Raw genomic sequence first — 26,632 nt, 5'->3', positions numbered from 1 at the left:
CGGGTACGGGTCGGTGACCTGCGGTTCATCCGCGACGGGTGATGTTTTCGCTTCCCAGCCCCTCGAGACTGAGTATGGGAAGTGCATTCTGTCGAAAGGAACACTGATGACTGCTCCACCGCGGGAACCCGCGAATCACCCTGTCCGGCAGGGTTTCGCGGTAGGTACGACGTTTGCAGCAGCAATTCTGCTGCTCACCGCAGGCATTGTCGCTCTGCTTCAGGGCATTGCGGCGGTCGCCGACAACAATCTGTTTGTCGTGGGTATCAACTACACGTACAAGTTCGACATCACGACGTGGGGCTGGATCCACATCATCTTGGGCATCATCGGAATCGTGGTGGCTCTCGGCCTCTTCACCGGTGCAGTGTGGGCCAGGGCGGCGGCAATAGTCATTGCGTCGCTCTCGATCATCGCCAACTTCTTGTGGATGCCGTACTACCCGCTGTGGTCGATCCTGGTCATCGCGCTCGACGTCGTTGTGATCTGGGCCGTCGCGACCTGGGACACAGACAGAGTCTAGGCGCCGAACAACTCGAGAGCAGTTGGTCCCGACCGAATCGACTCGGTCGGGACCATCGCTCGTGCGTGGGGACAACCCGACGGAGGGCCGGTTCGGATCAGTCGGCTCGGATCAGTCTGGGAGCCTTCGTAGTTCGGCTACGGTCAAGCCGAGGGAATCGAGTCGGGCCATGATGCTTCGCATAGCAGTGTGATCCGCGACGGGCCCGTACAAACTGGTGAATCCGCCGGCGGCACTGGCAACGCTGAGTTCGGGAAACGCCGCTTTGACGCGGTCCGACACTTCGCCGTCGATGAGGAATTGATACCGAGTGGGAGCATTCATCAGTGTCCGCTCCATTTCGTAGGGCCATGAGGTTCGGTCAGTACCGCGTCGAGCCTCGAAATCACGTGTCGTCAGGGGCAATCGGCGTCGCCGCTCGATCCAGGACTCCGTATCCGTGAGATCCAGTCTTGCTCCCACACGCTTCCGAGGCGTCATCCCCAACGGGTGAATGTCATCGCGGCTCCATTCATCCCTTTTGTGTGAGGCTGCGAAGGAACGTCACCCCTAGTGTCGACCGGGAGAGAGAAGAGGTCGGCATGGGATCTGTCATCGGGGATCTTCTACCCTTAGCGGTCGGTGTTGCGGTATCGCCCATCCCGATCATCGCGGCGATCTTGATGTTGTTGTCCAAGCGAGCCGGTAGCACCAGCGTCGGATTCGCCCTGGGCTGGATACTCGGAATAGTTGTCGCCACTGTGATCTTCGTGCTCCTGTCCAGCAAGCTCGGCGACTCCGAAGGCGATCCCTCTGCGACGGTGTCGTGGATCAAGCTGGCGTTGGGTGTGTTGCTGCTTGCGTTCGGAGTGAAGCAATGGCGTGGCCGCGGTGGCGAGCATGAAACCCCGAAGTGGATGCAAGCCATCGACGACATGACCGCTGCCAAGGGCATCGGCTTGGGCTTCGCGCTGGCAGCGATCAATCCGAAGAATCTGATGATGTGTATCGCGGCTGGAATCTCGATCGGCTCTGCGTCATTGGGCTCCGGCGAAGTAGTCGTCGCGGTCCTGGTTTTCACCGTCATCGCTGCCTCGACAGTGTGCGTGCCCGTGATCGGTTACCTCGTTGCCGCGGAGCGACTGCGCGGTCCGCTGGCCAAGCTGAAGGTGTGGTTGCAGGACAACAACGCCACTGTGATGAGTGTGTTGATCCTGGTTATCGGTGTTGTTCTCATCGGTAAGGGCATCGGCGGTCTCTGACAACGGGAGGTAGTTATGGGATCGCTGCTACTGCAACAGATCCCGCTGGCACTCGGTATCATCATGAGCCCGCTGGCGGTTGTCGCCGTTGTCGCCGTGCTCTTTTCCGAACGAGCGCGTCTCAACAGCATCGCGTATCTGATCGGGTGGTATCTCGGAATAGTTGTCGCCCTGGCCGGGTCGTACATCATCTTGACCGCACTCCAAGTTCATCAGAGAACACACCCACCCCTGTGGGTGCCCATCCTCCACCTCGTCCTCGGCGTGACGTTGCTCGCGGGTGCCTGGTTCGTCTACACGCGTAGTCGGCGCGGAGTACAGGCGATGGCGGCTGCAGTGGCTCCGGGAGATGTTGTCGCGGCGGCCCCTCAACTGCCGAAAATGCTCCAGTCGGTAGAACACTTCCAGCCGATGCGATCGGGTGTGCTCGGGTTCGCGCTGTTCGTTCTCAATCCCATCGACATGTCCTGTGCGATTGCCGCTGCCATGAACTTTCGCCTCAGCACCGTGGCGCCGACGTCGCAGATCGTCTCGGCCGTGATCTTTTCTCTGGTGTCCGTGACCTCGGTCGCCGTGCCTGTCGCCCTTCGCCTGATCAAGAAGGAGGAGGCCACCGAACCGCTGCAGAAGATCCGCACCTGGATAGCCACCAACACGCACTTGCTGAACGTCGGGCTCCTCGTCCTGATCGCGGCGATGCAGATCAGTAAAGGGGTGCAAGGGCTATGAGTGCTCCGCACACACGGACGTGGTGGGTCTTCGGATCACTGTCCGACTATCAGCGAGGCTGGCTTCGCCCAGACATCATCGCGGGCCTCACGGTGTGGGCTGTCCTTGTCCCGGAAGCGCTCGCGTACGCCACCATCGCCGGAGTTCCGCCGGTGGTCGGGCTCTATGCTGCAGTTCCGTCACTGATTCTGTATGCAGCAGCTGGTAGTTCGCGGCATCTGATCGTCGGACCGATGTCGGCCACTGCCGCGTTGTCCGCGGCGATGATCGCGCCACTGGCGTCGGGAGACGACACCAGATTTGTCGCGTTGTCGGTCGGGCTCGCGATCGTGACCGGACTCGTCGGATTGCTCGCAGGATTCATGCGCCTCGGATTCATCGCATCCTTCATCTCCGAGCCGGTTCTCAAGGGATTCATAGTCGGTTTGGCGCTCACGATCATCATCGGTCAAGTACCCAAACTCCTGGGCGTGGACAAGGGCGAGGGGAACTTCTTCGTCCAGGCGTGGACGGTGATCAAGGAACTTGGCGAGGTCGACGGTCCGACGGTGGTCATCGGATTACTCAGCTTGGCAATGGTTCTGGGAGTCAAGCGATGGCTCCCGCTCGTGCCAGGTTCGCTTCTGGTTGTGTTACTGGGGATTACCGCAGTGGCGCTGTTCGGACTCGACGACCGTGGCATCGACATCGTCGGACACATCGATTCGGGCTTGCCGACTATGGGCCTGCCGAGTGGAGTAGGAGCCGAGGACTACCTCGACCTCGTGGGGCCGGCCGTCGGTGTTCTACTCATCGGTTTCGCCGAAGGTCTCGGCGCTGCAAAGACATACGCGGCGAAGGCCGGATACACGATCGACGCCAACCGGGAACTGGTAGGACTGGGGGCCGCCAATCTCGGATCGGGCATCTGCTCGGGAATGGTGGTCAACGGCAGCCTCTCGAAGACGGCTGTCAACGGGGGAGCGGGTGCCAAATCACAGGTCAGCGGGTTGGTGGTCGCCGCATTGACGCTGCTGACACTGCTGTTCCTGACTGGGTTGTTCGAGAAACTACCGGAAGCGACGCTATCGGCGGTGGTGATCGCCGCAGTGATCGAACTAGTGGATTTCTCTTCTCTCGCAGCGCTGTACCGGGTCTGGACGAAGCGATTGGGCAGCATCTACGGGCACGCCGCTCGGGCCGATTTCGCCGCCGCTGTCGCGGCGATGTTCGGAGTTCTCCTGTTCGATACCTTGCCCGGTCTGATCATCGGAATTGTCGTCTCGATGCTGCTGCTCCTGTATCGAGTCTCCAAACCGCACGTGGCCGCTCTGGCCAAGGACGGCACGCGCTGGGTCGACACCAGCAGCCATCCTGATCTGAGGACACTCGACGGCGTCGTGGTGGTCAGGGTCGAATCCGGACTCTTCTTCGCGAATGCCGATCACGTGCGTGATCAGATCACCGGCATGGTGACCACCGGGACCACGATGGTCATTCTCGACGCCGAGACTTCACCGTTCATCGACGTCAGCGCGGCCCAGATGTTGGCTCAGCTTCGAGATTCGTTGGCTCGCAAGAATGTGAGCTTCCGGGTGGCCCGCGACATCGGTCAGTTCCGCGATGTCTTGTCCGGGGCTGACGAGGGTGCGCTGAAGGTCGACGTCTATCCGACCGTCTCGCAGGCACTCGAGGGCCGGGACAACACTTCAGCGTGACGTCCGCAGCCAGATTCCCAGTGGTCCCGCGTCTTTTGCGACCGATCCGACGATCGACGACGCGACCACCACGATGGCAGAGAAGATGAACAGCCACCCGATCACGGTGAACATCACGCCGAGAAGGCCGAACTCGTCCTGAGACGTCTTGGTCATCCGCGGCAGGAAAAGAGTGCCGGCCACGTGCAGTCCGGTCAGACCCGTCGCAGTGAGCAAGCCGGACCCGACACACATACGAGTGGTCATGCGATTGGCGGTCAACAGCATGGGCACGGCAGTCCAGACCAGTGCCCACACTGCGTAGACCGCAACAAATTCCAGGAGACTCCCCACCCTCGGAACGGCATTCAGTTCGCGGCACAGCGCCGCACCGACCACTGACGCGGCGACGACGAACACGACCGCGATCCACCTCCATGCCTGGCGAAGCGTCGCAGTCGGCACACTCCAGATTCGTCCGTACATCCGGCCAAGGGCGCGAGCGTAGGACGTGGAACTGATCAACAGCATGAGCAAGCCGACAATGCCGAACGCGGCCGCCGTGGAGGTGTCGGTCATCACGGCGTCGGGAAGCTGCACCCCGAGGTCGTCTCTGGCGACATCGGCCAAGGGCTTCAGCTTTTCCAGGGTGGACGCTGCGATCATCACCGGCAGCAAGGACGTGAACGCCTGGGCTGCCAAAGTCATGGCGCTGTCGACGAGTCCGACTTCGAAGACGTCGATCGTCGCGTCGGTAGCCAACCGTCGGCTCGGTGTGCGTCTCGCCCAGACGGTCATTCGATCGCGCGTATCGGAGTACAGCTTCGGGGGCATGGAAGCAGTCTTGCTCAGATGAGTCCGCCGCGGCGCGCAGCCTTGAGTGCGTCGCGTCGGTTACTTACTTCCAACTTCCGATAGATCCCGCGTAGATGCGTCTTGATCGTGTTGACGGACAGGAACAGCGTGTCGGCGATCGACTCGGTGGTGTCTCCCGAGGCCAGTTCGCGCAGCACGGTGTATTCGCCCGGTGTGAGGATCGGTGCACTCACCAGCTCTTGTGGACGAATGCGGTTGCGTACCTGTTCGGCAAAAGCCTCCTGATCGCCGAAGTGCCCACTGAACTCGTCGAAGATCGGACGCAGTGACGCGCCGTAGTCGAGGAAAGGTCGCAACAGCCCACCGGTTTCTGCGGCTCGCAGGGCTTTGTGCAGCGAACGAAACGACTTGCGCTCGTGACCGGTGGCAGCGTGGATCCCAGCCTCGAGTGTCCAGGCGTAGACGGTGTGGGCGAGCACAGGCTCTTCGGTGGATCCGAGGGCTTCGGAAACCTCGACGAGTGCTTCTGCGAACTTGTTGGACGAGAAAGCCACGGCAGCTCGCGCCAGGTGTATCTCGGAAGTCTCGCCGAACTGATCAGCCGCATCGCGCACGAGTCGGCCGGCCCATTCCACTTCGCCGACCGACAGGCATGCGTTCACGACCGGTGGGAGTAGGGCAAGAGTCGCCAATGAGAAGGTGCGCAGTGCGATCGCGCTGAGCATCGCATCGCGGACGTCGGCAGCGGTCGACCGTCGATCGGCCGCGTCGCCGAGACTGTGGAGCCCGAACGTGACGACGGTGTGCCACCCGAATGCCGGGACGCTGGCGCCGAGAACATCTGTGCTCCGGTAGTTTCCGATTGTCGGTATGCGGTACGGAAGTTCGCTGGTGGCGCAGAGATATGCAGCGAAGGCCACCACGGACGCGGACAACTCGTACTCCGCCGTCGTTGTGATTCGGTGTTCGACCGCGTAGTCGATGGCGTAGGTGGAGTGTGCCCTCATCGCCTCGATGTCCCCGCTGAGTGAGGCGACAAATCCCAGCCCGGTCAGTGCCTTCAGTACGAATCGCGACCTGCCTCGTAGTGTTCCGAGCGCGACCGCCTGGGTGTATTCGACAGTTGCCCTGTCGAACTCGCGTTTGAGTAAGAGGGCCGTCGCTACCTCGAGGTGAGCGTAGGCTTCGACGTCCGAGTGAGTGCTGTTCTGGCGCCGCACCAGGCGCGAAACCAATGGTTTGTTGTCGGAAGTTGGCGAAGCACAGGAGATTTCCAGACTCATCGCCAGGAACAGTGGGTCGTCCGCGATAGGCGGATGAGTTGCCTCGAGGAGATCGAGGCACGTTGTCGCAGAGGTCACGTCACCGGAATGGAGGGCGGCCGCAGCCAGGACCAGGCGGGTGATCGGAGATTCGGAGACGTGCGTCGGTGCGGATTCGAGCACTCGGACGACGTCTCCGCTGTGCCCGTCGAGTACGAGGCCCAGTCCGCAGCGCTCGAGAAAAGCGAGGATGCGGCACGGGTCGCCGATCGACACCTCGAGTTCGAGCGCCTCGAGTTCGAAGTGATGACTCTCGAACCAGGTTGCTGCTCGAAGGTGCGCGCGATTTCTCTCCTCGTGATCGACCCGACGGAACTCTGCGCGGAGGTGTTCGAGGAGAAGGGGGTGGTAGCTGAACCACGTGGTGTGGTCAGCGGAGTCGGTCCGCGTCACGGGGAAGTTGTATTGAATCAGAGCGTCGATCTCGGACCGAGCATTCGAATCGGTCAACGTTTCTGCGAGTTGAGCAGAGAACGAATCGACGACGGATGTCCGCAACATGAATGTCGTGACATGCTCGGGCAAGGATGTCAGGACCTCGTCGACGAGGAAGTCGGCGATCGGGCGCGGCGTATGGGTGAACTCGTTCAATGCATCACCGATGTCGCTCCGGCCTGCCAGGAACGCTGCGGTCAGGCGAACAACAGCGCCCCACCCCTTGGTGAAGTTCTCGACGATTGCGAGCTCGTCGTCGCCGAGGGTGATGTCGTATTCGCCGAACATCGCAGTGATCTCGGTGCGGTCGAAGGCGAGATCGGTGGATGCGAAGCGAGTGAGTCGGCCATCGAGCGCGAGCCGATGCCAGGTGAGCGGAGGTTCGTATCGAGCAGCGACGATGATCGACAGATTGTCCGGCGTGTGCGTGAGTATCTGGTCGAGAAGACCGATCGACATCGGATCGTGAAGTGTGTGCACATCGTCGAGGATCAGCGTCGTTCGGCGATCGTGAGCTTCGACGGTTTCCGCGAAGTGCGCGAGCCACTGTTCGACGGGTCGTCTCGATCCCGCCTGTGCCGGGAACCCTTGCCCGGTGGGCGCGCGACCGGCCGGGTCGAGAGGCGTCGAGATGGCCTCGGCGAGGGATTCGCACAGCACCGACACGTTGTTGTCGCGCTCGGCCAACGTCAGCCAGGCGAGGTCCACGTCAGGGGACGCCCGCGAATACTCACGAGCCCAATTCGCCAGCAGCAGGGTCTTTCCCGCTCCGGCCGGTGCAGAAAGCAGCCCGACGGACCCGGGCCCCGAGCCCTCGGTAGTGGTGGACGCGGTGAGTTTCTGGTGCAACCGGGGACGTGGAACCAGTCCCTTGATTGCAGAGGGTGGGTGAAAGCGCCCGCTGACAGGCGCGTCCGACGCGTGAGTGTGCCCGACGCGGTGAGACGCGTCGAGCGTCACTGCAGCGGCATCACGAAATGGGCTGCTCATCCGACTCCTGTTCGACTGGCTGCACTGGACGTGACCGCTGGATCGACATACGTAACGAGTTAGATGATGTGAAACTACCCAATTCGGACACTTGTTAAGCGTCCAAATCAAAAGATTCGGACCAAAGTCCCTGATTTAGCAGGGGATGCGTTCGAACTACGACGGCGTCGCCAGTGCTACCGCCTGAACGGCGGGGTGCGAGCAAACCTCGAATATCGGTCGAATACCTTTTCCAGGCCCACGAGATCCGGATCTGACAACAAGGCCGCCAGAAGTACACGTGCCTGCCCGGCCCGAAGATCGGTGGAAAATACAGCGCCTGCGGCGATCAAGTCGTGGCCGCCGCCGCCGCCACCGTAAACCGGGGAGATTGGCCCCGAGGGCACACGAGTTGTCACGACCACCGGAATGTGAGCGCCTACGCAGTCTCGGACGGCCTCGACGATCGTCGGATTGGCATTTCCCGAACCGAGTCCGTCGAGAACAAGTCCATTTGCCCCGGCGCTCACGCAAGCGTCGATCTGTACGCGGTCTGCCCCGGGATACACGGCGATGATGTCGACGCGGGTGTTCGAAATCGGATGCCACGGCAATGGTTCGGGAGTGCGCAGCAGGGCCGGATCGATGCGCAAGGAGCGGAAGGCATCAAGTGCCGTCGTGTCGGCCTTTCGCGTACCTGCGGCCGGGTGGACCGAACCGCCGAAGGCGATGAGGACACCACGTCCCCGCGACGAGATGTCGAGTCCGGCCGCGATCGCCGCGGCCAGATTCGATCGAGCGTCGGACTCGGGATGGTCGAAAGTGCGCTGCGCCCCGGTGAAGACCACCGGACGTCGGTCGTCGTGGTGCAGGTCCAACAAGAACGCAGTTTCCTCCATCGTGTCGGTGCCGTGAAGCACGACCACCGCGTCGAGTCCAGGATCCCTTAATTCGTCGGCTACGGCGTCGCGAACACGATCCATGTCCGCGAAGGTCATGCTCGAGCTGTCCTTCGACATCACGTCCACGACTCGAAGATCGATGTCGGTCTGCTCATTGCCGAGCAGATCTGCACCGGTGATTGCGGGCCGACTGATTCCGTGCGCATCTCGGGTGCTGGCGATGGTGCCACCAGTGGTGACGACTGCGACTTTCGACACTGAGGTCCTTTCACGTCAAGCTGTGGGGCGATGGATGGCCAACTCGCGAATGCGATTCCTGGCGCCGTACCAACCAATCATCAACAGCGGTGCGATGATCGCGATGGAGCCGACGGTCCATGTTCCAACAGGGTTGTCGAATGCCATCAATACGATAACGACCGCAAGAAAAACCAGTGTCGCGATCCCGGTGTACGGTGCGCCGAATATGCGGAAGGGAGGGCGGGTGACTTTGCCTTGTTTCGCAAGTTGCCAGAGCTTCAACTGGCACAACACTATGACTGCCCACGCACTGATGATGCCGAGGGCTGCAAGATTGAGGACTATTTCGAAGGCTTGCGCTGGGACAACAGCATTGAGCCCGACGCCGAACAGGATGACCACGCCGGTGAGTGCGATTCCCCCGTACGGCACTCCGGCTTTGTTCATTTTGGCAGCGAAGGCAGGCGCCGAGCCTGCCATCGCCATCGAATGGAGTATTCGTCCGGTCGAATACAATCCGGCGTTGAGGGAAGACAAGGCTGCCGTGAGAACGACCAGATTCATGATCGCATCCGCGCCTTGGATGTTGATCGAACCGAAGAATGTGACGAATGGACTTTCACCGGCGTGGTACTCCGTGTACGGGAGCAACAGCGAGAGCAGTAGCACCGATCCCACGTAGAAGACGAGGATCCGAATGATCACTGTGTTGATTGCCTTGGGTATCACCTTCCGGGGATTTTCGGTCTCTCCGGCCGTGGTTCCCACGAGTTCAATTGAGGCGTAAGCGAACACGACGCCCTGAATCACCACGACTGCCGGAAGTATTCCGTTGGGGAACAGCCCACCATTGTCGGTGATCAGGCTGAATCCGGAGGAATGTCCTTCGATGGGCGTGCCGAAGAGTACGAAATAGACACCGAACCCGAGGAACGCGGTCAACGCAACGACCTTGATCAACGCGAACCAGAACTCCAGCTCTCCGAAGACCTTCACGGACACCAGATTCAGTCCGAGAACCAACACCACCGCGATCAGAGCGAACATCCACTGATCGATGTGCCCCAGTGGCGCCCAGTACTTCTTGAAGAAGTTCATGTACAACGCCACAGCCGTGACATCGACCACGGCAGTCATTGCCCAGTTCATCCAGTACAGCCAACCCGCAGCGAAAGCCATCTTCTCGCCGAAGAATTCGCGTGCGTAGGAAACGAAGGATCCCGAAGTCGGTCGGTGCATCACCAGTTCGCCGAGTGCCCTCAGGATCAGGAACGCGAAGAACCCGCACAACGCGTACACGAGAACCAAGGCCGGGCCCGCCTGTTGGAGTCGCCCTCCCGCCCCCATGAAAAGGCCTGTTCCGATCGCACCACCGATCGCGATCATCTGAATCTGTCTGGGGCCGAGCGCCTTCTGATATCCGAGATCCTCTTCAGCGGCAACCTCGGCGTGGGGTGTCTCTTCCCGTTCGACGGTCATCAAACCTCCTCCACAACGGCGGTAGCATGAGGCTTCTCGCCCGCAACGCGGAGATTGGCGAGATGTTCGGGGCTGAGCAACCGATCGAGTTCCTCGCGGTCGAGCAGGCCCGCTTCGATCACGAGATCGGCGACGCGACGCCCGGAAATCAACGCCTCCTGGGCAATCCGGGTGGACGCGGTATATCCGATGTAGGGGTTGAGCGCGGTGACGAGGCCGATGGAGTCTTCGACTCGCGCGCGCAACAGTTCGGTGTTGGCCGTGATACCGAGTACGCACCGGTCCGCCAGAATGCGGCAAGCCGCACCGAGGTGTCGCATTCCTTCGGACAGTGAGTGCACGATGATCGGCTCGAAAGCGTTGAGTTGGAGTTGCCCGGATTCCGCAGCCATCGTAATCGTCACGTCATTGCCGATGACTTCGTACGCGACCTGATTGAGGACCTCGGGAATTACCGGATTGACCTTGCCCGGCATGATCGACGAACCTGCCTGCACCGGCGGCAGATTGATCTCGTTCAATCCGGCTCGCGGACCAGAAGAGAGCAGCCGAAGATCGTTGCACACCTTGGACAACTTCACAGCGACCCGCTTGAGTACGCCGGAGAGGTGGACGAACTGGCCCACGTCTTGGGTCGCTTCGACCAGATCCGTTGCCAACACCAGCGGCAGCCCGGTTAGTGCGCCCAGGTCGGAACAGGCCACCTCGGCGTAGCCGGCAGGTGCGTTGAGACCGGTGCCGATAGCAGTGGCGCCGAGGTTGATCTCGTGAACGAGAAGAGCAGCCTCAGCCAGGCGCGCTCGATCCTCCTCGATCATGACCGCGTAGGTGCCGAACTCCTGACCCAGAGTCATCGGCACGGCGTCCTGCAGTTGGGTGCGTCCCATCTTCACTGTGTCGGCGAACTCGAGAGATTTGGTCGTGAACGCATTCTGGAGTACACGAAGTGCATCCAGCAGGTCCTCGATCGCGAAGATCGTCGAGATGTTGACGGCCGTGGGGTAGACGTCGTTGGTCGATTGGCTCAGGTTCACGTGCTCATTGGGGTGAAGTCGTTCGTAGTCGCCGCGCCGGTGGCCGAGGATTTCCAATGCGCGATTGGCGATTACCTCGTTGGCATTCATGTTCGTCGACGTTCCGGCACCACCCTGGATGACGTCCACTACGAACTGTTCGTGCCACCGGCCGTCCACGATTTCCTTGCATGCCTGTGAGATGGCCTCGGCTCGCGGGCCGTCGAGGATGCCCAGCTTCTCGTTTGCGCTGGCTGCGGCCCATTTGACGTAAGCGATGCCGCGGATCAGATGCGGGTTCGTGGCAATTGTTCGACCAGTGATCGGGAAGTTCTCCATCGCGCGCAAGGTGTGGATTCCCCAGTACGAATCGGCTGGAACTTCGCGATCGCCGAGCAGATCGTGTTCTGTTCGCGTTTCGAGCACTTGATCAATTCCTCGTGTCTCTTCGCGCAAGCATCACTCTGCGCGGTGGGTGTATTTCGGGATCGCAGCGCTGACGGACAAGTAGTAGAACCGCCCAGCTATCGGGCTATCAGGCTATCTGACAGGTCTAATTGTTACCTCGCTCACTCCTGCACGTCAACCCGTCACCAGGTGCGATGTTTGACGCGGGACTTCGGCAGTCGCAACAATGACGGCATGAACCTGTCAGACAGCTGGGCCACCAGGCGACCAGTCGCCGCGCGGGTGAGTGCTGCCGAGGCAGTCCTCGCAGACCTTCGTGCCGCAATAGCCTCCGGCGATCTGGCAGTCGGAGAGCGTCTCCCGTCCGAAGCGTCCCTGGCCGAAAGGCACGGGGTCAGTCGATCGGTTATCCGCGAAGCCCTGCGCTCGTGCCACGCTCTCGGGCTCACCGAGACAAAATCCGGGCTCGGCACGTTCGTCGTCAGTGATTCGATAGCGCGAGACCTCGATTTCGGCAGCTATGCGGCCAACGAATTGGTCGAAGCACGGCCTCATGTCGAAATTCCGGCCGCAGGATGGGCTGCGCAACGGCACACCGCGGAGGAACTGGCGGCACTCCGCGGACTGGTACAGCAGATGCGTGACGAGGACGATCCGCTCGTATGGGTTGCACTCGACGCCCAATTTCACGGACTGATTGCAAAAGCCAGTAGGAATCGTGTCTTCGAGTCGGTAATCGTCGATATCCGTGAAGCGCTGACAAGGCAATCCGAGACACTCAATCTTGTTGCCGGTCGCCAGGAAAAGTCGAACGAGGAACACGAACGAATAGTCGAAGGAATTGCATCCGGGAGTTACGACCACGCCTCCAGGGCGATGGCCGAACACCTGGACGCCGTCAGGATGACGCTCGAAACACTTGTCCAAGAAAGTGATTCGCTGTGACGGCGCGGCCGCGCAGGTCTGTCCTCGCCTGCGCAATCTTCGCGGCATCGGTGACCGGAGCGTTGGCGGGTTGCAGTTCGTCCGACACCGCGCTGACGCCGACCACCGCGGCGTCAGCGACAACAACGGCAGCTGTACCGCCTACGGGTGTAAAGCCAGCATCGACGCCGGAATCCGAACGCACGCTCTTCGATGCTGTGGACCGCAATGATCCCGCAGCTGTTACCGCTGCCCTGACTGCCGGCGCGAACATCGAAGCGCGCGGCGAGGGCGAACGGACTCCACTCGTCGAGGCCACCAAGAACAACGCCGTCGCTGCGGCTTCTACGTTGATTCTTACCGGAGCTGACGTGAACGCGAAGGATTCCATGCCGGATTCGGCCTTCCTGTATTCCGGAGCCGAGGGATTGAACGAGATTCTGGCATTGACACTCAGCTATGGCGCGGATGTCGACAGCGTGAACCGTTACGGCGGTACGGCTCTGATTCCCGCGAGTGAACACGCGCATGTCGAGACCGTCCGGATGCTGATTGCTGCCGGGGTACCGGTCAATCACGTCAATGATCCGGGGTGGACGGCGCTTCTCGAGGCCGTTGTGTACGGCGACGGCTCGGCGCGCTACGTCGACGTGATCACTCAGCTTCTCGACGCCGGGGCAGATCCCTCGATCCGGGATGCGTCGGGAAAGACCGCATTGGACAATGCCGAAAGCCGTGGTCAGTCAGACGTTGTGGCGCTGCTGCAATCGCGGAGCTGACGCCAACGAGTTGGGCTCAGCCCGTAGGCCTGCCGAAACCGTCGGCTGAAGTGTCCGGCGTCGACAAATCCCGCACGGCGCGCAATGGTCGCGATGGGCAGGTCGACGGTAGCGGGTCGAGCGAGTTCGGCCCGAGCTTTCTGCAGGCGCTGGGTGATGATCCACTGCTCGAGCCGGAATTCGTTGTCCGAACAGATCTTGTACAGCTGGCGCAGTGAGATGTTGTGGGCGTGGGCAATTCGTGCAGGATGCAGCGCCGGATCGTGAAGGTGTTCGCGGATGTATCTGCGGATCGATGTCAACGTGAGTGCCGATCTCGGAGCGGAGGCGTCGGGATTTGCATGCGCGATCGATGCGACCAAAGCGCGCGCCAGTTCGATCGAGGCCTCGCCCAATTGTTCGGCGGCAGGATCGGTCTCCAACTGATCGGCGCTGCGGAACAATTCACGAACGTGCGCGATCATCAAGGGGTACAGGTTGCTGTGGTGAGGTCGCGTGGCAGCGTCTCGCACGGTGTCGATCGGTAGTCCCAGCCGATCCATCGGAACGTAGAGGCACTGGGAAGCGCCCGTTCCCGTCCAGGAGAAATCGTAGGTCGACGTCAGGTCCGTCATGAGTAGTTCACCGGCCGGGACTCTGCGTTGTTCATCGTGCTGATCTAGATGGCCGATTCCGCTCTCCTGCAGGGCAATCGCGAGAACCGGCATCGACGCTGATCGCACGTGCCGCGGTGTTCTGGTCAATCGCATCCCCGTCGACTCGGAGCGGAACAGTGATGCTACGCCCAGATTCCACACGTTCATCCGGGCGCTCACGCCCGCCGGATCCTCCAAGTGGATCGCACAGGGAACCGATGCGCGTCCCATCGCGTCGACGAAGGCGTCCGTGCGTTGGTCAGGGTCCAGCACGGAAGTATCCAGGAGCAAAGCCATGCAGCCTTGATACCCCGGGATGTGGACGCTCAACCAGAATTTGTGCACCGTGAGCCCAGAAGTCTGCACGGACAGTCACGTCCGTCGCAGCAGGTATTTCTAGGATCGAAACGGGCGTGTCCCGGCCTACCGCAGTTTCTCGCTTGCCTACGAGAGTGAAGGAAACGCATGAAGATCTCACGTGTATTCACAGCAGTTCTGGCAATGCTCATGACAGTCGCGGCCGGACTGATCTTCGGTTCCGGTGCTGCGGTGGCAAGCCCCAAGCCAACTGTCGTTCTGGTTCACGGAGCCTTTGCCGACGCGACCAGTTGGGACGGAGTTGCCGCCGACCTACGCTCGCGTGGCTATCGCGTCGTGACGCCGGACAATCCTTTGCGCGGGCCGGCTTACGACGCGTCCGTGATCGAGAAGACGGTTGCGGACATCGACGGCCCCGTCGTTCTCGTCGGGCACTCGTACGGCGGCGCGGTGATCACCAATGTCCACGATCCGAAAGTCCAGTCGCTGGTCTACATCGCGGCGTTCGGTCCGGTGGAGGGTGAGCCGGTACAGATCACGATCGACCCGATTCGATTCCCTGGCAGCCAATTGCTTCCTCCCGCTCTGGGATTGAAGATCGTCGACGATCCTCACGCGATCGGCGGGAAGAACGTCGACGGCTACGTCACGGACGAGTATTTCCATTCCGTCTTCGCTCAAGACGTTTCCGACGAGACGGCGGCAACCATGTTGGCTCACCAGAAGTCCGCCGCTTTGTGGGCGAACCTCGAACTCGGCGGGCCACCGTCGTGGGCGAACACACCGAGCTGGTATCTGGTCGCCGGTGAGGATCGCGTGATCCCAGCTTCGGCGCAGCGGTTCATGGCAAACCGGATGGGCGCGAACACCAGCGAACTCCCGACCTCCCATGCCTCGCTGGTCTCACAGCCAGGGGCAGTGGCAGACGTGATCGTGGCGGCCGCTCACGGGTGAGTGTGCGACCGCCACGAAAGTAGAACGGGGTCAGGCGGAAACGATTACCGAGGAGCCGTGTCCGAACAGACCTTGGTTGGCGGTGATACCGATGCGAGCTCCTTCGACCTGACGGCCTTCGGCTTGTCCGCGCAGCTGCCAGGTGAGCTCGCATACCTGCGCAAGTGCCTGTGCGGGAACGGCTTCGCCGAAGCACGCGAGACCGCCGGACGGATTGACCGGGATGCGGCCCCCGATGCTGGTGTCACCCGCACGCAGAAGGTGCTCGGCCTCGCCCCGCTTGCACAGCGCGAGGTCTTCGATCCAGTCCAGTTCCACCGAGGTAGCGAGGTCGTAAACCTCGGCGATGTCGACGTCTTCGGGAGAGATTCCGGCTTCCTCGTACGCGGCGTAGCCGATGGATTCCTTGAACGTGCGCTCCGGAGCCGGGACGGCGGAGCTGGAATCGGTGGAGAAGTTCGGCATATCCATGATCGTCTGCGGGAACGTCGGCGTGACCGTCGAAATAGCCTTGATGCGAACAGGTTCCGCGATGCCCATCTTGCGGGCGTATTCCATCGACGTCAGCAAGATTGCGGCGCCGCCGTCGGACGTCGCGCAGATGTCGAGCAAATGCAGGGGATTGGACACCACGGGGGATGCCAGCACGTTCTCGACGGTGACTTCCTTGCGGTAGCGCGCATTCGGATTATTGAGTCCGTGCTTGGCGTTCTTGACCTTCACGTTGGCGAAGTCCTCCGCGGTGGCGCCGTAGAGGTCGATGCGACGACGCGCGTTGAGCGCGAAGTACGCCGGGTTGGTCATACCCATGAGGCGGAAGCGCAGCCAGTCCGGGTCGTCCCAACGCTCACCGGCGACGGGAGCGAGGAAGCCCTTCGGCGTGGTGTCGGCGCCGACGACCAGGGCAACTTCGCTGAGGCCGGCCAGGATTCGTGCGCGAGCGGTGTCGAGTGCCTGGGCTCCCGTCGCACACGCGGCGTACGACGTGGCGACGCGAGCGCCGTTCCAGCCGAGTGCCTGGGCGAAGGTGGCTCCGGCGACGTATCCGCCGTACCCGTTGCGGACGGTCTCGCCGCCGACGATGAAGTCGACGTCCTGCCAATTCACGCCCGAATCGGCGAGCGCGGCGCGAGCGGCGGCAACGCCGTATTTCACGAACGACTGCCCCCACTTGCCCCAGGGGTGCATTCCGACACCGAGTACTGCGACGTCCTTGCTCATGACTGCGACTCCTGATCAGCTGCGGCGACAGGCTTCCAGCGCCACGTCGTACGTACTCCGGTTTCGTCGGTGTACAGCGGCTCGACAACCAATTCGACGGTATTGCCGACCTTGAGATCGTCGACGCCGAATCCGTCGGCCACCTGGCCGAGGATGACGATCCCCTCGGGCAGCTCGACTGCTGCGAGAGCAAAAGGCTCGTACGGATCCGAGCGCGGGATGTACGGCGGCGGGGGCTGGTACTGCGCGTCTGTGTACGACCAGACAGTGCCGCGGCGGGAGAGTTCCACGTCGTCGAACTCCTCGCTGAAGCAGCTCGGGTTCTTGCAGAACGTCGCCTCACGAGGGAAGGAAATGGTGCCGCAGGATTGGCACTTCGTGCCGATCAGAGCAGGTTCGTCGCCGGTGGTGAACCAACCCTCTACTGCAGGCGTCACACTCCCGTTCGGCGCCGGCGTTGCAGTCTCGCTCATGCAATCCTCATCTGGTTGGCGAGCCTGATCCGGGGGATCGTGGGCCCGCTGTGCCGCTTACTGGAACAGGTTGCAGTATTACACGATTTCGGCCGCTGACGGGCAAAAATTTTCGCTGAGTGGGACGCTGCCGGAACGCAGACGGCCCCGCCGGGCAGACGAGTCTGCAGGCGGGGCCGTGTGCGTGAAAGTAGCTGTTTACCTGTAGCGGATCAGCGAGCGCGAACGGGTCGACCGAATCGACGCGCCGGTTTCACCCGGGCCGCAGCGTCGAGGATGGAGGTGATCTCGACCTGATCCAGAACCTTTTCGCGGACACGGTCGTGCGCAGCGCCGCGTTCCAGTTCCGCCTTGTCGATGGCATGCCAGCCCTCGCGGTCAACGACGTCGGACTGTCGCGCCCGGACCAGACGATCGACTGCGGAGTCGTCGGCGACCGGGTTGGTCAGGCGTCCGTCGTTGAAGTCGTCGACGAGCATCCTGATCGTTTCCTGCGCGCAGGACTTGTTGGTGCCGATGAACCCACTCGGTCCGCGCTTGATCCAACCGGTCGCGTAGACCCCGGTGGCGGGATCACCGTTCGGAGCTTCGAGGACTCGGCCGTTCTCGTTCGGAATGACCGAAGCGCGCTCGTCGAACGGGACGCCGGGGATGGGCACTCCGCGGTAGCCGATCGAGGTGAGGACCAAGCCGGTATCGATGGTCTCGGTATCGCCGGTTGCTTCGATCTGCACGGTTCCGTTGGCGTCGACAAGAGCGTTGCGCGCGAACTCGATTCCGCTGACCTGATCGTCGCCGGTGATCGAGGTCGGCGTGAGCAGGTAGCGCAACGTGATGCGCTTGTTGCCGACGTCGACGTGATCGCGGTTCTTCAGGGCTTCGAGGAGACGCAACTTCTGCTCGACGGCATGCGGGAGTTCGCCGCGTTTTGCCAGTTCTTCGGTGGCCGAGTCGAGAACCATGTCGTCGGGTCCGACAGAGAGTTCGATGTCCGGCAGTGCCATCAGGCCGGTGAACTCGGGGACCGTGAACGCGGACTGCGCGATTCCGCGTCGACCCACGATGACAACTTCTTCGACGCGACTCTTCCGCAGAGCGGCGAGTGCGTGAGCGGAGATGTCGGTACCGGCCAACTTCTCGGGATCGGCCGTCAGAATGCGAGCGACGTCGAGCGCGACATTTCCGTTTCCGATGATGACCGCGCGGCGATGTGAGAGGTCGAAGACGTCGTCGGCGTGATCGGGGTGGCCGTTGTACCAGGCTACGAAGTCGGTGGCCGAGGCCGTGCCAGGCAGATCAGCGCCCGGAATGCCGAGCCCACGGTCGGATGAAGCGCCGACTGCGTAGAGCACCGCATGGTGATTTTCGAGCAGTTCGCTGTGCGAGATGTGCTTGCCGATCTCGACGTTGAGGTAGAACTCGAAACCCTTTTGTGCGGCGATCTTGTCGAACAAGCGAGTGACCTGCTTGGTCTTCTGATGGTCCGGAGCAACGCCGGCGCGAACCAAGCCGTAAGGCACAGGAAGGCGATCGAAGACGTTGACCTGCACGTCAGGCTGAGTCAGCAACTCGTCCGCGGCGTACATCGCCGACGGTCCGGAACCGACGATCGCAACGCGCAACGGCGGTCGGCCCTTGTCGACGTGGGCTGCCGGGATGACCTTGGCGAGAAGCGGCCTGGGCCGCTCTTCCTTGTAGAAGTCCGCATTGATGGACAGGAAGACTCGCTGCGGGTCGGTCAGCTTCGACTCGGGGACGATGGCGTCGACCGGGCAGGCCGAGACACATGCGCCGCAGTCGACGCAGGCCTGCGGATCGATGTGCAGCATCTCGGCGGTGAGGAAGTCCGGCTCGTCCGGCGTCGGATGGATGCAGTTGACCGGGCAGGCGTAGACGCACGAGGCGTCGCTGCAACAGGACTGCGTGACTACGTGTGGCATGGCGCTATGAGTCCGATCTCGACTGTCCGGGAGCTACGCGGCGGCGTTGTGCGAGCTGCGGTGAGGTTCGCTACGGAAGCGTGATGCGCGGCCGTCCATCTTGCAGGCCTTCCACACCAGGCGCGAGGCACGGTTCATCAGGCCGGTGTCGGTGGCCAGCATGCGGACGTCACCGAAGTAGTTGCGCAGGGTCTGGCGCGACTCGGGCAGATCCCAGAACAGGTCCTTCTTCACGGACTTCGGGATGTCGAACTGCTTCCAGAAGGACTTCGGCGGGATGACGATGGCGTCACAGAGAATGCGCATGACGATCGGGAACAGCAGCGAGAGGACGAACCGGTTCGGGCGTGACATCAGCGGGATGCGACGGCTCAGAAGCTTGTGCGCGAACGAGATGTGACGCGCTTCCTCGGCTACGTGGATGGCCATGACCGACTGCATGATCGGGTGGATCTGGCCGCCGGCGCGCAGGATGCTCTTCTGAATGTGGTCGATCGGCTCTTCACCGGCGAGGACACCGACAAAGAACAGTTCGGGGAACGGACCCGCAGCGAGGGGGATGAAGGGTGCAAGCATCTTCATCGGACGGCTCATGCCGGGAGCGTCGGCACCGATGCGGTTGACCATCTCCTGGAACATCATCGTGTGGTTGCACTCTTCGACCGACTCGTGCGTGCAGTAGCGCGCCTCGGCCGAATCGTTGGGCAGCGAGAAGACGTACTGCATCATGCCGCGGATCAGAATGTTCTCGAACTGGAGACCGACCTTCGCGACATTGGCCTGGCGCCACATGCCGATTTCGATCTGCCTGGCCTCGGACTGCGACTGGTACCAGGGGTGAGCACCCAGCGGGTCTGTCTCGGCCGGGAGGATCCAGCGGCGATCGTTCGGGACGACGGCAAACTCGGGGGAGTCCCAGTCGATGTCGAGGTACGGGTCGAAGTGCTTGTGCACCGAGCCCTCGGACAGGAGTCGAAGCGTCTCGTTGTACGAGTCGTCGGATGCTTCTCCGCGCTTGTCGAGCGGCGATGTGAGCGTCATGGCGTCTCCTCTTCGTTTCGGTCACCGCTGGTATTTCTCGCGGTGTTCGGTGGAATCGAGGGCCGGTTGTGTGATCGCTGGCACTCGGTCTGGGTTTAATGTAACCCGAGGTATCAGGAAAAGCTAGTGGCAGATACTCCTGGATCTCGACGAATTCTTGACACGGTCGAAACGGCGCCATAACTTACTTTTGAGTAATTTCCGCGGTGCGCTCGAAGTTGGCTGTTCAGGGATGGGTTCGCACCGAAACGCACGCGAAGATCGAACCGAGGCCGATGTGATCAGAACGCTGCTCAGCAATATTGCCTTGAGTCCGCCGACGCGTCTGCGCTCTCTTGTTCCGTCACGCGGTGTCACGCTCTCCGACAAGACGATCGTTCTGACAGGAGCTTCCTCGGGGATCGGCGAGGCGACAGCTCATCTCTTGGCTCGTCGGGGAGCCGAGATGATCCTGGTCGCGCGCGGTGAGGAAAACCTCGAACACGTACGGGACGAGATCCACCGCAGGGGAGGGTGGGCGCACATCGTGCCTGCGGACCTCTCCCGCGGTGAAGCCGTCGACGAACTCGCGGAGACGATCGCGGATCGATTCGGGTCGGTCGACATCCTCGTCAACAATGCGGGTCGCTCGATCCGGCGTACCGCGTTGGATTCGGTCGACCGATTCCACGACTACGAGCGCACCGTGGCACTCAACTACTTCGGACCTACACGACTGACGTTGCGTCTGCTGCCCGCGATGCTCGAGGCGAAGTCCGGACACATCATCAACGTCGGAACCTGGGGAGTCACTGCCGGCGTGATGCCGAGGTTCAGTGCCTACCACGCGTCGAAGTCTGCTCTCAGTGCCTTCGGCCGAAGCCTCGGCGCGGAATGTCACGGCACCGGTGTCGATGTCACCACAGTGCAATTCCCACTCATACGAACACCGATGATCGCGCCGACGGCGGATTACGTGAGCCAGCCGGCGCTGACGGCCGATCAAGCTGCATCGTGGATCTTGAGGGCGATCAATACGCGTCCCGTCGAGCTGTATCCGCGGTACGCGGGGCTGTTACGAGCGATTGACGTTGTATCCCCTTCTGCCACTGACGCTCTCGTGCGAAGGGCCGGGATCTGAGGGGCCGGGATCTGAGGGGCTGGGATCTGAGGGGCTGGGATTTGAGGGGTTGGGATCTGACCAGAAACGTGCGCCAGCACCGGGGCATGGTTCGTCCCCGGTGCTGATGTATTCGATTGTCGCGATTCACGCCGCTGTGGGTGGGCTGTTCCCGCCAATCGGCTGTTGATACGGATCAACCGACATCGGTGGATAGAACACCGTCTTTCGATCCGGACCGATCTCCACCCGCCACTCGGTGTGGTGCAGTGTCCGGTGGTGATGACCGCACAACAGAATCAGATTGTCGAGATCCGTTGGGCCACCATCGTTCCAGTGAACAATATGATGAGCATCGCACCACCCCGACGGAGTCCCGCACCCTGGGAACGCGCACCCACCATCCCGAACTGCCAACGCCCGCCGCTGCGGCACCGTCGCTGTTCTCGCTTCCTTACCGCAGTCGAGCGGAACACCATTCTCGTCCAACAAGATCCGCGTCACGGTGCAGTCGCAGGCGAGCATCCGGGCAGTATCGATACTGATCGGGCCCACCCAATCCGTCCACGCAAATCCCAGCTCCTCAGTGGACGGCAGGAGGTCTTTCAACGCTTGCAGATCGGTCATGTCTTTCGCCGATGCGGTGACCGTGATGTGTGGTTTCACGCCGCCCTCGATCGGACCCAACCCCGCCCACTCGTACCGGCGCAACAACTCGCAGAACCCGTCCGCACGTCGTAGTGCCGGAGTACGCGTGTCCTTGACACCGTCCTTCTCCGGCGTCGGCGCCGACAGCCTCGACAACAAGGTGATCAGACGGGCCCCGTTCACAGCATCTAAATCGCCCTTCACCGTGACACGCCCGTACAAGCCTTTCGAGGCGTAGAACTCGTTACGTTCGGAATCCTCGCCGACCGGGACGCCATCCTCGCGTTTTCCGTACTGCTTCTCGATCCGCCGAATCGCTGCCCGCACCGCATCACAATCGGCAATGTTCTTCGACGCCAACCCGAGCAGAATCCCGCGGGCCTTGTCCACCTCCGCCAGGGTCATGTTCTTCGGTGGATGCTGACAAAACGACGCCACCTGACGGGCCTTCAACGCATCAACATCACCCCGGTGAAACGCATCGCCCACAACGGGTTCGAGCATCAACAACCGCGCCAACCCGACCAGCAGACTGCACTCGCCGATCTCCAGATTCGTCGAACCGTGCAACCACTGTGCGATCGCCCGAAAACCCTTCCCGCCGAGAACCTCACGGGAAAACATTTCCACGATCAGCAACACCATCCGCGACTGCAACTCGTGCCGGACACGCACCAGATCCAGAACCTCACTCTTGAGGCCCTCGCCATCCAGTTGCCACGCATCCCGACTGTCCATACCGAAAGTTTAATCGAACATACTTTCGATAACCAGAGGCAAAACGGACAACTTCAAGAAGACCTACACTCGAGAGCTGTTGAGATGCATTGCTATTCGCGCAACCGCCGACGCGATTCGTTGACAGAGACTCGCAACTCCCCCAAAGGCACTTCACGACCCGACTCACTGCGCACCTCGACGCGAACACGCTCGCCAGTGGCGTCGTCCGCCACCTCCAACGGTCCGCCTTTTCCGCCGTGCAGATACTTGTCTCCCCACTGCATCAGCGCAAGAACCGCCGGCAGCAGGTCACGGCCCTTCTCGGTGAGCACGTACTCGTGCCGCGTCCGCTTTCCAGGCTCCTTGTACGGCACACGCTCGAACAGTCCCGCCTCAGTGAGTTCTTTCAGCCTTGCCGACGCAACCGCCTCGGTGATGCCGACTCGCGACGCGAAGTCGTCGAAACGCGTTGTGCCGTAATAGGCCTCTCGCAGAATGAGCATCGCGGACCGGGTGCCGACCACTTCCATCGCCCGCCCGATCGAACAGTGCGTGGCCCGCCAGGCGTCGCGATCTTCGAGCACTCCGGTCAGTCGTACAGCGTCCATGCAATTCACCATACCCCCTGGCTTGCCATAACCATAGCCAGAGTCTAGATTGCTGACTATGGAACTTCATAGCCAGCCAGTGCGGACTGGGCCGCTCCTCGCAATTCTGTCGGGAGCGCCGTTTGTCGCCAGCCTCGATCTTTTTGTGGTCAACGTGGCCTTCGGCGACATCGCCAAGAGCTACCCGGGCAACTCACTCGGCGAGTTCAGTTGGATCCTCAACAGCTACGCGATCGTCTACGCCGCGCTGTTGATCCCCCTCGGACGCTGGGCGGACCGGATCGGGCACAAGCGCGCCTTCATCGCCGGCCTCGCACTGTTCACCCTCGCCAGCGCCGCCTGCGCTTTCAGTCCGTCATTGTGGGCACTGGTGGCATTCCGCATCGTTCAGGCAGTCGGCGCCGCAGCGCTCACCCCGGCCAGCCTCGGCCTCCTGATCAGTGCACTCCCGGCTGCGAAACGTCAATCCGGCGTACGCATCTGGGCGGCAGCCGGCGCGGCCGCTGCGGCATTCGGCCCCGTCGTGGGCGGCATTCTCGTCGAGGCGTCGTGGCGCTGGGTCTTCCTGATCAATGTTCCAGTCGGGATCGTATTGCTCTACTTCGCAGTCCGACTCGTCCCGGATACAACACACAAGGACTCCGATGCCGGGATCGACTTCGTCGGCGCCGCCCTCCTCACCGCCGGAATCGGCTCTCTCGCGCTGGCACTCGTCCAGGGACCTGATTGGGGATGGACCGACAACCGCGTTCTGATCGCCGTCGCCGTCGCCGTCGCGACCCTACTTTCGTTCTGGTGGAGCAACTCTCGCCATCGCACTCCGTTGATTGCTCCCGACCTTCTGAAGATCCGCTCCTTTGCCTGGTCCAACGTCACCGCCATCCTGTTCAGCGCGGCATTTGCTGCCGGACTGCTCTCGAACATCCTCTGGCTGCAAGAAGTTTGGGGATACTCGGCATTGCGCACCGGCTTCGCCGTCTCGCCGGGTCCGCTTCTGGTTCCGCTGTTCGCGATCGCCGGTGGATCGCTTTCGCGCAAGTACTCGGCGGGACGCGTCGCCGCACTCGGCAGCCTTCTGTGGGCCGTCGGAACGGTATTGGTCCTCGTCTCGGTTGATTCGACGCCCAACTACGCGACCGGACTCCTGCCGGGCTGGATCATCGCCGGAATCGGTGTCGGCCTTGCCCTGCCGACCATTCTGTCGCAGGCCACGGCGGATCTTGCACCGGCCCGATCGGCCACCGGTAGCGCAATCGTCAGCATGAGCCGACAGATCGGAACCGTTCTCGGCGTGAGTGTTCTGATCGCGGTTCTCGGCTCCTCCGTCGACCCCGACACCTTCCGCCAGGCCTGGTGGGTGATCTTTGCCGTCGCGCTTGTGTCTGCCCTGGCATCGCTGGGAATGACGCCTGCAACCACACCCACCCCAGTTGTCCCTGCTGAATCCGCCATCCCTGAAAGGAATTTGTCATGAGAGACGCAGTTATCGTCGAAGCCGTTCGCACTCCGATCGGCAAGGGAAAGGCGAACGGCGCCCTGCACGGCATCAACGCCGTCGACCTCCTCGCCCACAGCCTCAAAGCGGTAGTCGAGCGCACCGGGATCGATGCCGCGCTGATCGACGACGTCATCGGCGGCGCGGTCAGTCAAGTCGGTGAACAGAGCCAGAATGTCACTCGCACAGCCCTTCTCGCCGCCGGCTACCCCGAGTCGGTACCGGGAACCACCGTCGATCGCCAGTGTGGAAGTAGCCAACAAGCAGTTCATTTTGCTGCTCAGGGCGTTATTGCCGGTGCGTACGACATCGTTGTCGCTGCCGGAGTCGAGTCGATGAGCCGAGTGCCGATGGGCTCGAGCAGCGTCGGGCGCGAGTCACTCGGTGTAGGTTTCGAAGAGCGCTATCCGGACGGTCTGGTACCGCAGGGCATCAGCGCCGAATTGATCGCTGCCAAGTGGGGACTGAGCCGCACCCAACTCGACGAATTCTCGGCGTCGAGTCATCGGAAAGCCGCGCTGGCAACCGAGAGTGGTTACTTCACCAAGGAACTCTCCACGCTCCCGCAGCTGTCGGTCGACGAGGCCATCCGCCCCGGTACCACGGTCGAGACCCTTGCCGGCCTACGGACCGCCTTCGAATCCGACTACTACGCCCAGCGATTCCCACAGATCGACTGGTCCATCACCGCGGGCAACAGCAGCCCGCTTTCGGACGGCAGTTCGGCGGTGATGATCACGACCAGTGAGATCGCCGCGAAACTCGGCCTCACCCCGAAGGCACGGCTGCACAGCTTCGCTGTCGCCGGCGACGATCCGCTGTACATGCTCACGGCGGTCATCCCGGCCACCGAGAAGGTCTTGGCCCGTGCGGGTTTGACGATCTCGGACATCGATCTGTTCGAGGTCAACGAGGCCTTTGCTCCCGTCGTCCTCTCGTGGGCAGCAGACACCGGCGTCGATCTGTCCAAGGTGAACGTCCACGGCGGTGCCATCGCACTCGGCCATCCGCTGGGCGGCAGCGGAACCCGGATCATGACCACTCTGGTCAACGCTATGGAACAGCGCGGCGCGCGCTACGGACTCCAGACCATGTGTGAGGCAGGTGGGCTGGCCAACGCAACCATCCTGGAGCGCTTGGGCTGAGCAATCACCGCTGGACGGCACTCGGACACTAGTGACCGAGTGCCGTCCATTCGGGATCCGGCTTGCGCGCAACGACCCGGAACACGATTCCACCCCGTCCACTGCGCTGCACCTCGTCGATCAGGAAGCCTGCGTTTTCGAGGTATCCGACCGGTTCGCGGGTGAGGTGATCGGCACCGAACCGTACAGAAAGCGGTTCGACGGCCTTCATCAGCGCCCGTACAACCGTGTTGGTGCTCGGCCCGTGCTCAGCGAGCACGAATCGACCACCAGGCACCAGCACTCGAAATGCTTCGCTGGCAACTCGGTCCGGATCGGGGATCGTGCAGAACGCGTAGGTGGAGACCAATGTGTCCACGCATTCGTCAGGAACATCGAGTGCTTGCACGTCTCCGAGTCGTAGGTCGACTTCGGTCTTCACTCCCTCGGAGACCTTGACCCTGGCCTGATCGAGCATCGCAGTCGAGATGTCCACGCCGATGACGTAGTCGACGTCGTCCCCGTAGAGCGGCAGGTTCAGCCCGGTGCCCACGGCAATTTCGACCACGCGCCCATGCGCCTGATCTACAGCCCATTTCCGGGCGTCACCGAGCACAAAGCGCTCGAAGCGCCCGATCTGTCGGTCGTAGTGCGCCGCCATTGCGTCGAAAGTCTTGGCGACCTGTGCAGTGTCTGGTTCACGCATAGTGCCCCGTTTCGATCGATCTTCTGTGCAGTCTTACACGCGAGCACCGGGTCGGGAAGACCTTTCGTGACGAAGAGCGACCGGCCGCGCGACGCAGTCCCTGACGGATGACCCCGGTATCGTTCCAGGTGACCTGACCTCACCAACGACCATCATGGATAGAGACCTCGTGCGATCAAGTAACTGCGTCACCG

General features: G+C 61.9%; 24 protein-coding genes. 10 read left to right on the top strand and 14 right to left on the bottom strand.

The features are described 5' to 3' along the window. Positions 1-106 precede the first annotated feature (106 nt). Positions 107-523: a hypothetical protein gene (locus ACKAMS_RS09940; RefSeq protein WP_020909554.1), complete on the top strand. Its 417-nt coding sequence runs from the start codon at positions 107-109 to the stop codon at positions 521-523. A 111-nt stretch (positions 524-634) separates the two neighbouring features. Here ACKAMS_RS09940 and ACKAMS_RS09935 read toward each other — a convergent pair whose 3' ends face one another. Then, a complete protein-coding gene (locus tag ACKAMS_RS09935) occupies positions 635-847 on the bottom strand; it encodes a hypothetical protein (RefSeq protein ID WP_078377385.1) in 213 nt (70 codons plus the stop codon). A gap of 257 nt (positions 848-1,104) precedes the next feature. Between ACKAMS_RS09935 and ACKAMS_RS09930 the strand changes: the two genes are divergently transcribed. From ACKAMS_RS09930 to ACKAMS_RS09920, 3 genes are read left to right on the top strand one after another with little or no spacing between them, the layout of a single operon-like run. Further along, positions 1,105-1,764, top strand: coding sequence for a GAP family protein (locus tag ACKAMS_RS09930; RefSeq protein WP_020971194.1), 660 nt, complete (start codon positions 1,105-1,107; stop codon positions 1,762-1,764). A gap of 15 nt (positions 1,765-1,779) precedes the next feature. Then, entirely contained in the window at positions 1,780-2,493 is a 714-nt protein-coding gene (locus tag ACKAMS_RS09925; RefSeq protein WP_408988947.1) for a GAP family protein, read from the top strand. After that, the gene (locus tag ACKAMS_RS09920; protein WP_408988946.1) at positions 2,490-4,190 is read left to right on the top strand and encodes a SulP family inorganic anion transporter; all 1,701 of its coding nucleotides are present in this window, start codon (positions 2,490-2,492) and stop codon (positions 4,188-4,190) included. Before ACKAMS_RS09925 ends, ACKAMS_RS09920 begins: the two co-directional genes overlap by 4 nt. On the opposite strand, the gene ACKAMS_RS09915 is transcribed toward ACKAMS_RS09920, so the two are convergent. From ACKAMS_RS09915 to ACKAMS_RS09895, 5 genes are all read right to left on the bottom strand, one after another. After that, a complete protein-coding gene (locus tag ACKAMS_RS09915; protein WP_020909552.1) occupies positions 4,182-5,003 on the bottom strand; it encodes a hypothetical protein in 822 nt (273 codons plus the stop codon). The genes ACKAMS_RS09920 and ACKAMS_RS09915 overlap by 9 nt on opposite strands. A 14-nt stretch (positions 5,004-5,017) precedes the next feature. Further along, positions 5,018-7,732: a LuxR C-terminal-related transcriptional regulator gene (locus ACKAMS_RS09910; RefSeq protein WP_408988945.1), complete on the bottom strand. Its 2,715-nt coding sequence runs from the start codon at positions 7,730-7,732 to the stop codon at positions 5,018-5,020. A 176-nt stretch (positions 7,733-7,908) separates the two neighbouring features. Next, a complete protein-coding gene (locus ACKAMS_RS09905; RefSeq protein ID WP_408988944.1) occupies positions 7,909-8,871 on the bottom strand; it encodes an asparaginase in 963 nt (320 codons plus the stop codon). Positions 8,872-8,886: 15 nt separating this feature from the next. After that, positions 8,887-10,332, bottom strand: a complete 1,446-nt coding sequence (locus ACKAMS_RS09900) for an amino acid permease (RefSeq protein WP_019745846.1) — start codon at positions 10,330-10,332, stop codon at positions 8,887-8,889. Beyond that, positions 10,332-11,771, bottom strand: coding sequence for an aspartate ammonia-lyase (locus tag ACKAMS_RS09895; RefSeq protein WP_020971190.1), 1,440 nt, complete (start codon positions 11,769-11,771; stop codon positions 10,332-10,334). The genes ACKAMS_RS09900 and ACKAMS_RS09895 overlap by 1 nt, the downstream gene beginning before the upstream one ends. A gap of 216 nt (positions 11,772-11,987) precedes the next feature. Between ACKAMS_RS09895 and ACKAMS_RS09890 the strand changes: the two genes are divergently transcribed. Then, positions 11,988-12,698, top strand: a complete 711-nt coding sequence (locus ACKAMS_RS09890; protein WP_021333372.1) for a FadR/GntR family transcriptional regulator — start codon at positions 11,988-11,990, stop codon at positions 12,696-12,698. After that, complete coding sequence (locus ACKAMS_RS09885; protein ID WP_408988943.1) at positions 12,695-13,456, top strand: ankyrin repeat domain-containing protein; 762 nt, start codon at positions 12,695-12,697, stop codon at positions 13,454-13,456. The genes ACKAMS_RS09890 and ACKAMS_RS09885 overlap by 4 nt, the downstream gene beginning before the upstream one ends. Here the strand turns inward: ACKAMS_RS09885 and ACKAMS_RS09880 are convergent. Then, on the bottom strand, positions 13,417-14,388 hold the full coding sequence (locus ACKAMS_RS09880; protein ID WP_408988942.1) for a helix-turn-helix domain-containing protein: 972 nt from the start codon (positions 14,386-14,388) through the stop codon (positions 13,417-13,419). The genes ACKAMS_RS09885 and ACKAMS_RS09880 overlap by 40 nt on opposite strands. Positions 14,389-14,556: 168 nt before the next feature. Between ACKAMS_RS09880 and ACKAMS_RS09875 the strand changes: the two genes are divergently transcribed. Next, positions 14,557-15,363 carry an alpha/beta hydrolase gene (locus ACKAMS_RS09875; RefSeq protein ID WP_080910312.1) on the top strand — a complete coding sequence of 269 codons (807 nt, stop codon included), beginning with the start codon at positions 14,557-14,559 and terminating at the stop codon, positions 15,361-15,363. A gap of 30 nt (positions 15,364-15,393) precedes the next feature. On the opposite strand, the gene ACKAMS_RS09870 is transcribed toward ACKAMS_RS09875, so the two are convergent. The 4 genes from ACKAMS_RS09870 to ACKAMS_RS09855 all read right to left on the bottom strand — a co-directional run bounded on the left by ACKAMS_RS09870 (position 15,394) and on the right by ACKAMS_RS09855 (position 20,038). Continuing rightward, complete coding sequence (locus ACKAMS_RS09870; RefSeq protein ID WP_007730416.1) at positions 15,394-16,584, bottom strand: lipid-transfer protein; 1,191 nt, start codon at positions 16,582-16,584, stop codon at positions 15,394-15,396. After that, a complete protein-coding gene (locus ACKAMS_RS09865; protein WP_019745839.1) occupies positions 16,581-17,057 on the bottom strand; it encodes a Zn-ribbon domain-containing OB-fold protein in 477 nt (158 codons plus the stop codon). Before ACKAMS_RS09865 ends, ACKAMS_RS09870 begins: the two co-directional genes overlap by 4 nt. 212 nt (positions 17,058-17,269) lie before the next feature. Further along, positions 17,270-18,997: an FAD-dependent oxidoreductase gene (locus ACKAMS_RS09860; protein WP_064113617.1), complete on the bottom strand. Its 1,728-nt coding sequence runs from the start codon at positions 18,995-18,997 to the stop codon at positions 17,270-17,272. A 33-nt stretch (positions 18,998-19,030) separates the two neighbouring features. Further along, positions 19,031-20,038 (bottom strand): diiron oxygenase, encoded by a 1,008-nt coding sequence (locus ACKAMS_RS09855; RefSeq protein ID WP_003943163.1) that lies wholly within the window; start codon positions 20,036-20,038, stop codon positions 19,031-19,033. A gap of 232 nt (positions 20,039-20,270) precedes the next feature. On the opposite strand from ACKAMS_RS09855, the gene ACKAMS_RS09850 reads away from it, so the two are divergent. Continuing rightward, complete coding sequence (locus ACKAMS_RS09850; protein ID WP_408988941.1) at positions 20,271-21,158, top strand: SDR family oxidoreductase; 888 nt, start codon at positions 20,271-20,273, stop codon at positions 21,156-21,158. 126 nt (positions 21,159-21,284) lie between these two features. Here ACKAMS_RS09850 and ACKAMS_RS09845 read toward each other — a convergent pair whose 3' ends face one another. After that, positions 21,285-22,523, bottom strand: coding sequence for a DUF222 domain-containing protein (locus ACKAMS_RS09845; protein WP_408988940.1), 1,239 nt, complete (start codon positions 22,521-22,523; stop codon positions 21,285-21,287). 92 nt (positions 22,524-22,615) lie between these two features. Next, on the bottom strand, positions 22,616-23,113 hold the full coding sequence (locus ACKAMS_RS09840; RefSeq protein WP_003944415.1) for a helix-turn-helix domain-containing protein: 498 nt from the start codon (positions 23,111-23,113) through the stop codon (positions 22,616-22,618). A gap of 58 nt (positions 23,114-23,171) precedes the next feature. Here ACKAMS_RS09840 and ACKAMS_RS09835 point away from each other — a divergent pair, with 58 nt between their 5' ends. Beyond that, complete coding sequence (locus tag ACKAMS_RS09835; protein ID WP_408988939.1) at positions 23,172-24,587, top strand: MFS transporter; 1,416 nt, start codon at positions 23,172-23,174, stop codon at positions 24,585-24,587. Then, positions 24,584-25,753 (top strand): thiolase family protein, encoded by a 1,170-nt coding sequence (locus tag ACKAMS_RS09830; protein ID WP_408988938.1) that lies wholly within the window; start codon positions 24,584-24,586, stop codon positions 25,751-25,753. The genes ACKAMS_RS09835 and ACKAMS_RS09830 overlap by 4 nt, the downstream gene beginning before the upstream one ends. A 28-nt stretch (positions 25,754-25,781) precedes the next feature. Here ACKAMS_RS09830 and ACKAMS_RS09825 read toward each other — a convergent pair whose 3' ends face one another. After that, on the bottom strand, positions 25,782-26,438 hold the full coding sequence (locus ACKAMS_RS09825; RefSeq protein WP_003944335.1) for a class I SAM-dependent methyltransferase: 657 nt from the start codon (positions 26,436-26,438) through the stop codon (positions 25,782-25,784). Between the last annotated feature and the right edge of the window lie 194 nt (positions 26,439-26,632).

Source organism: Rhodococcus sp. 5A-K4 (assembly GCF_046097995.1).
Lineage (GTDB): Bacteria > Actinomycetota > Actinomycetes > Mycobacteriales > Mycobacteriaceae > Rhodococcus_F > Rhodococcus_F erythropolis.
This window is presented reverse-complemented; position numbering and strand designations above follow the sequence as displayed.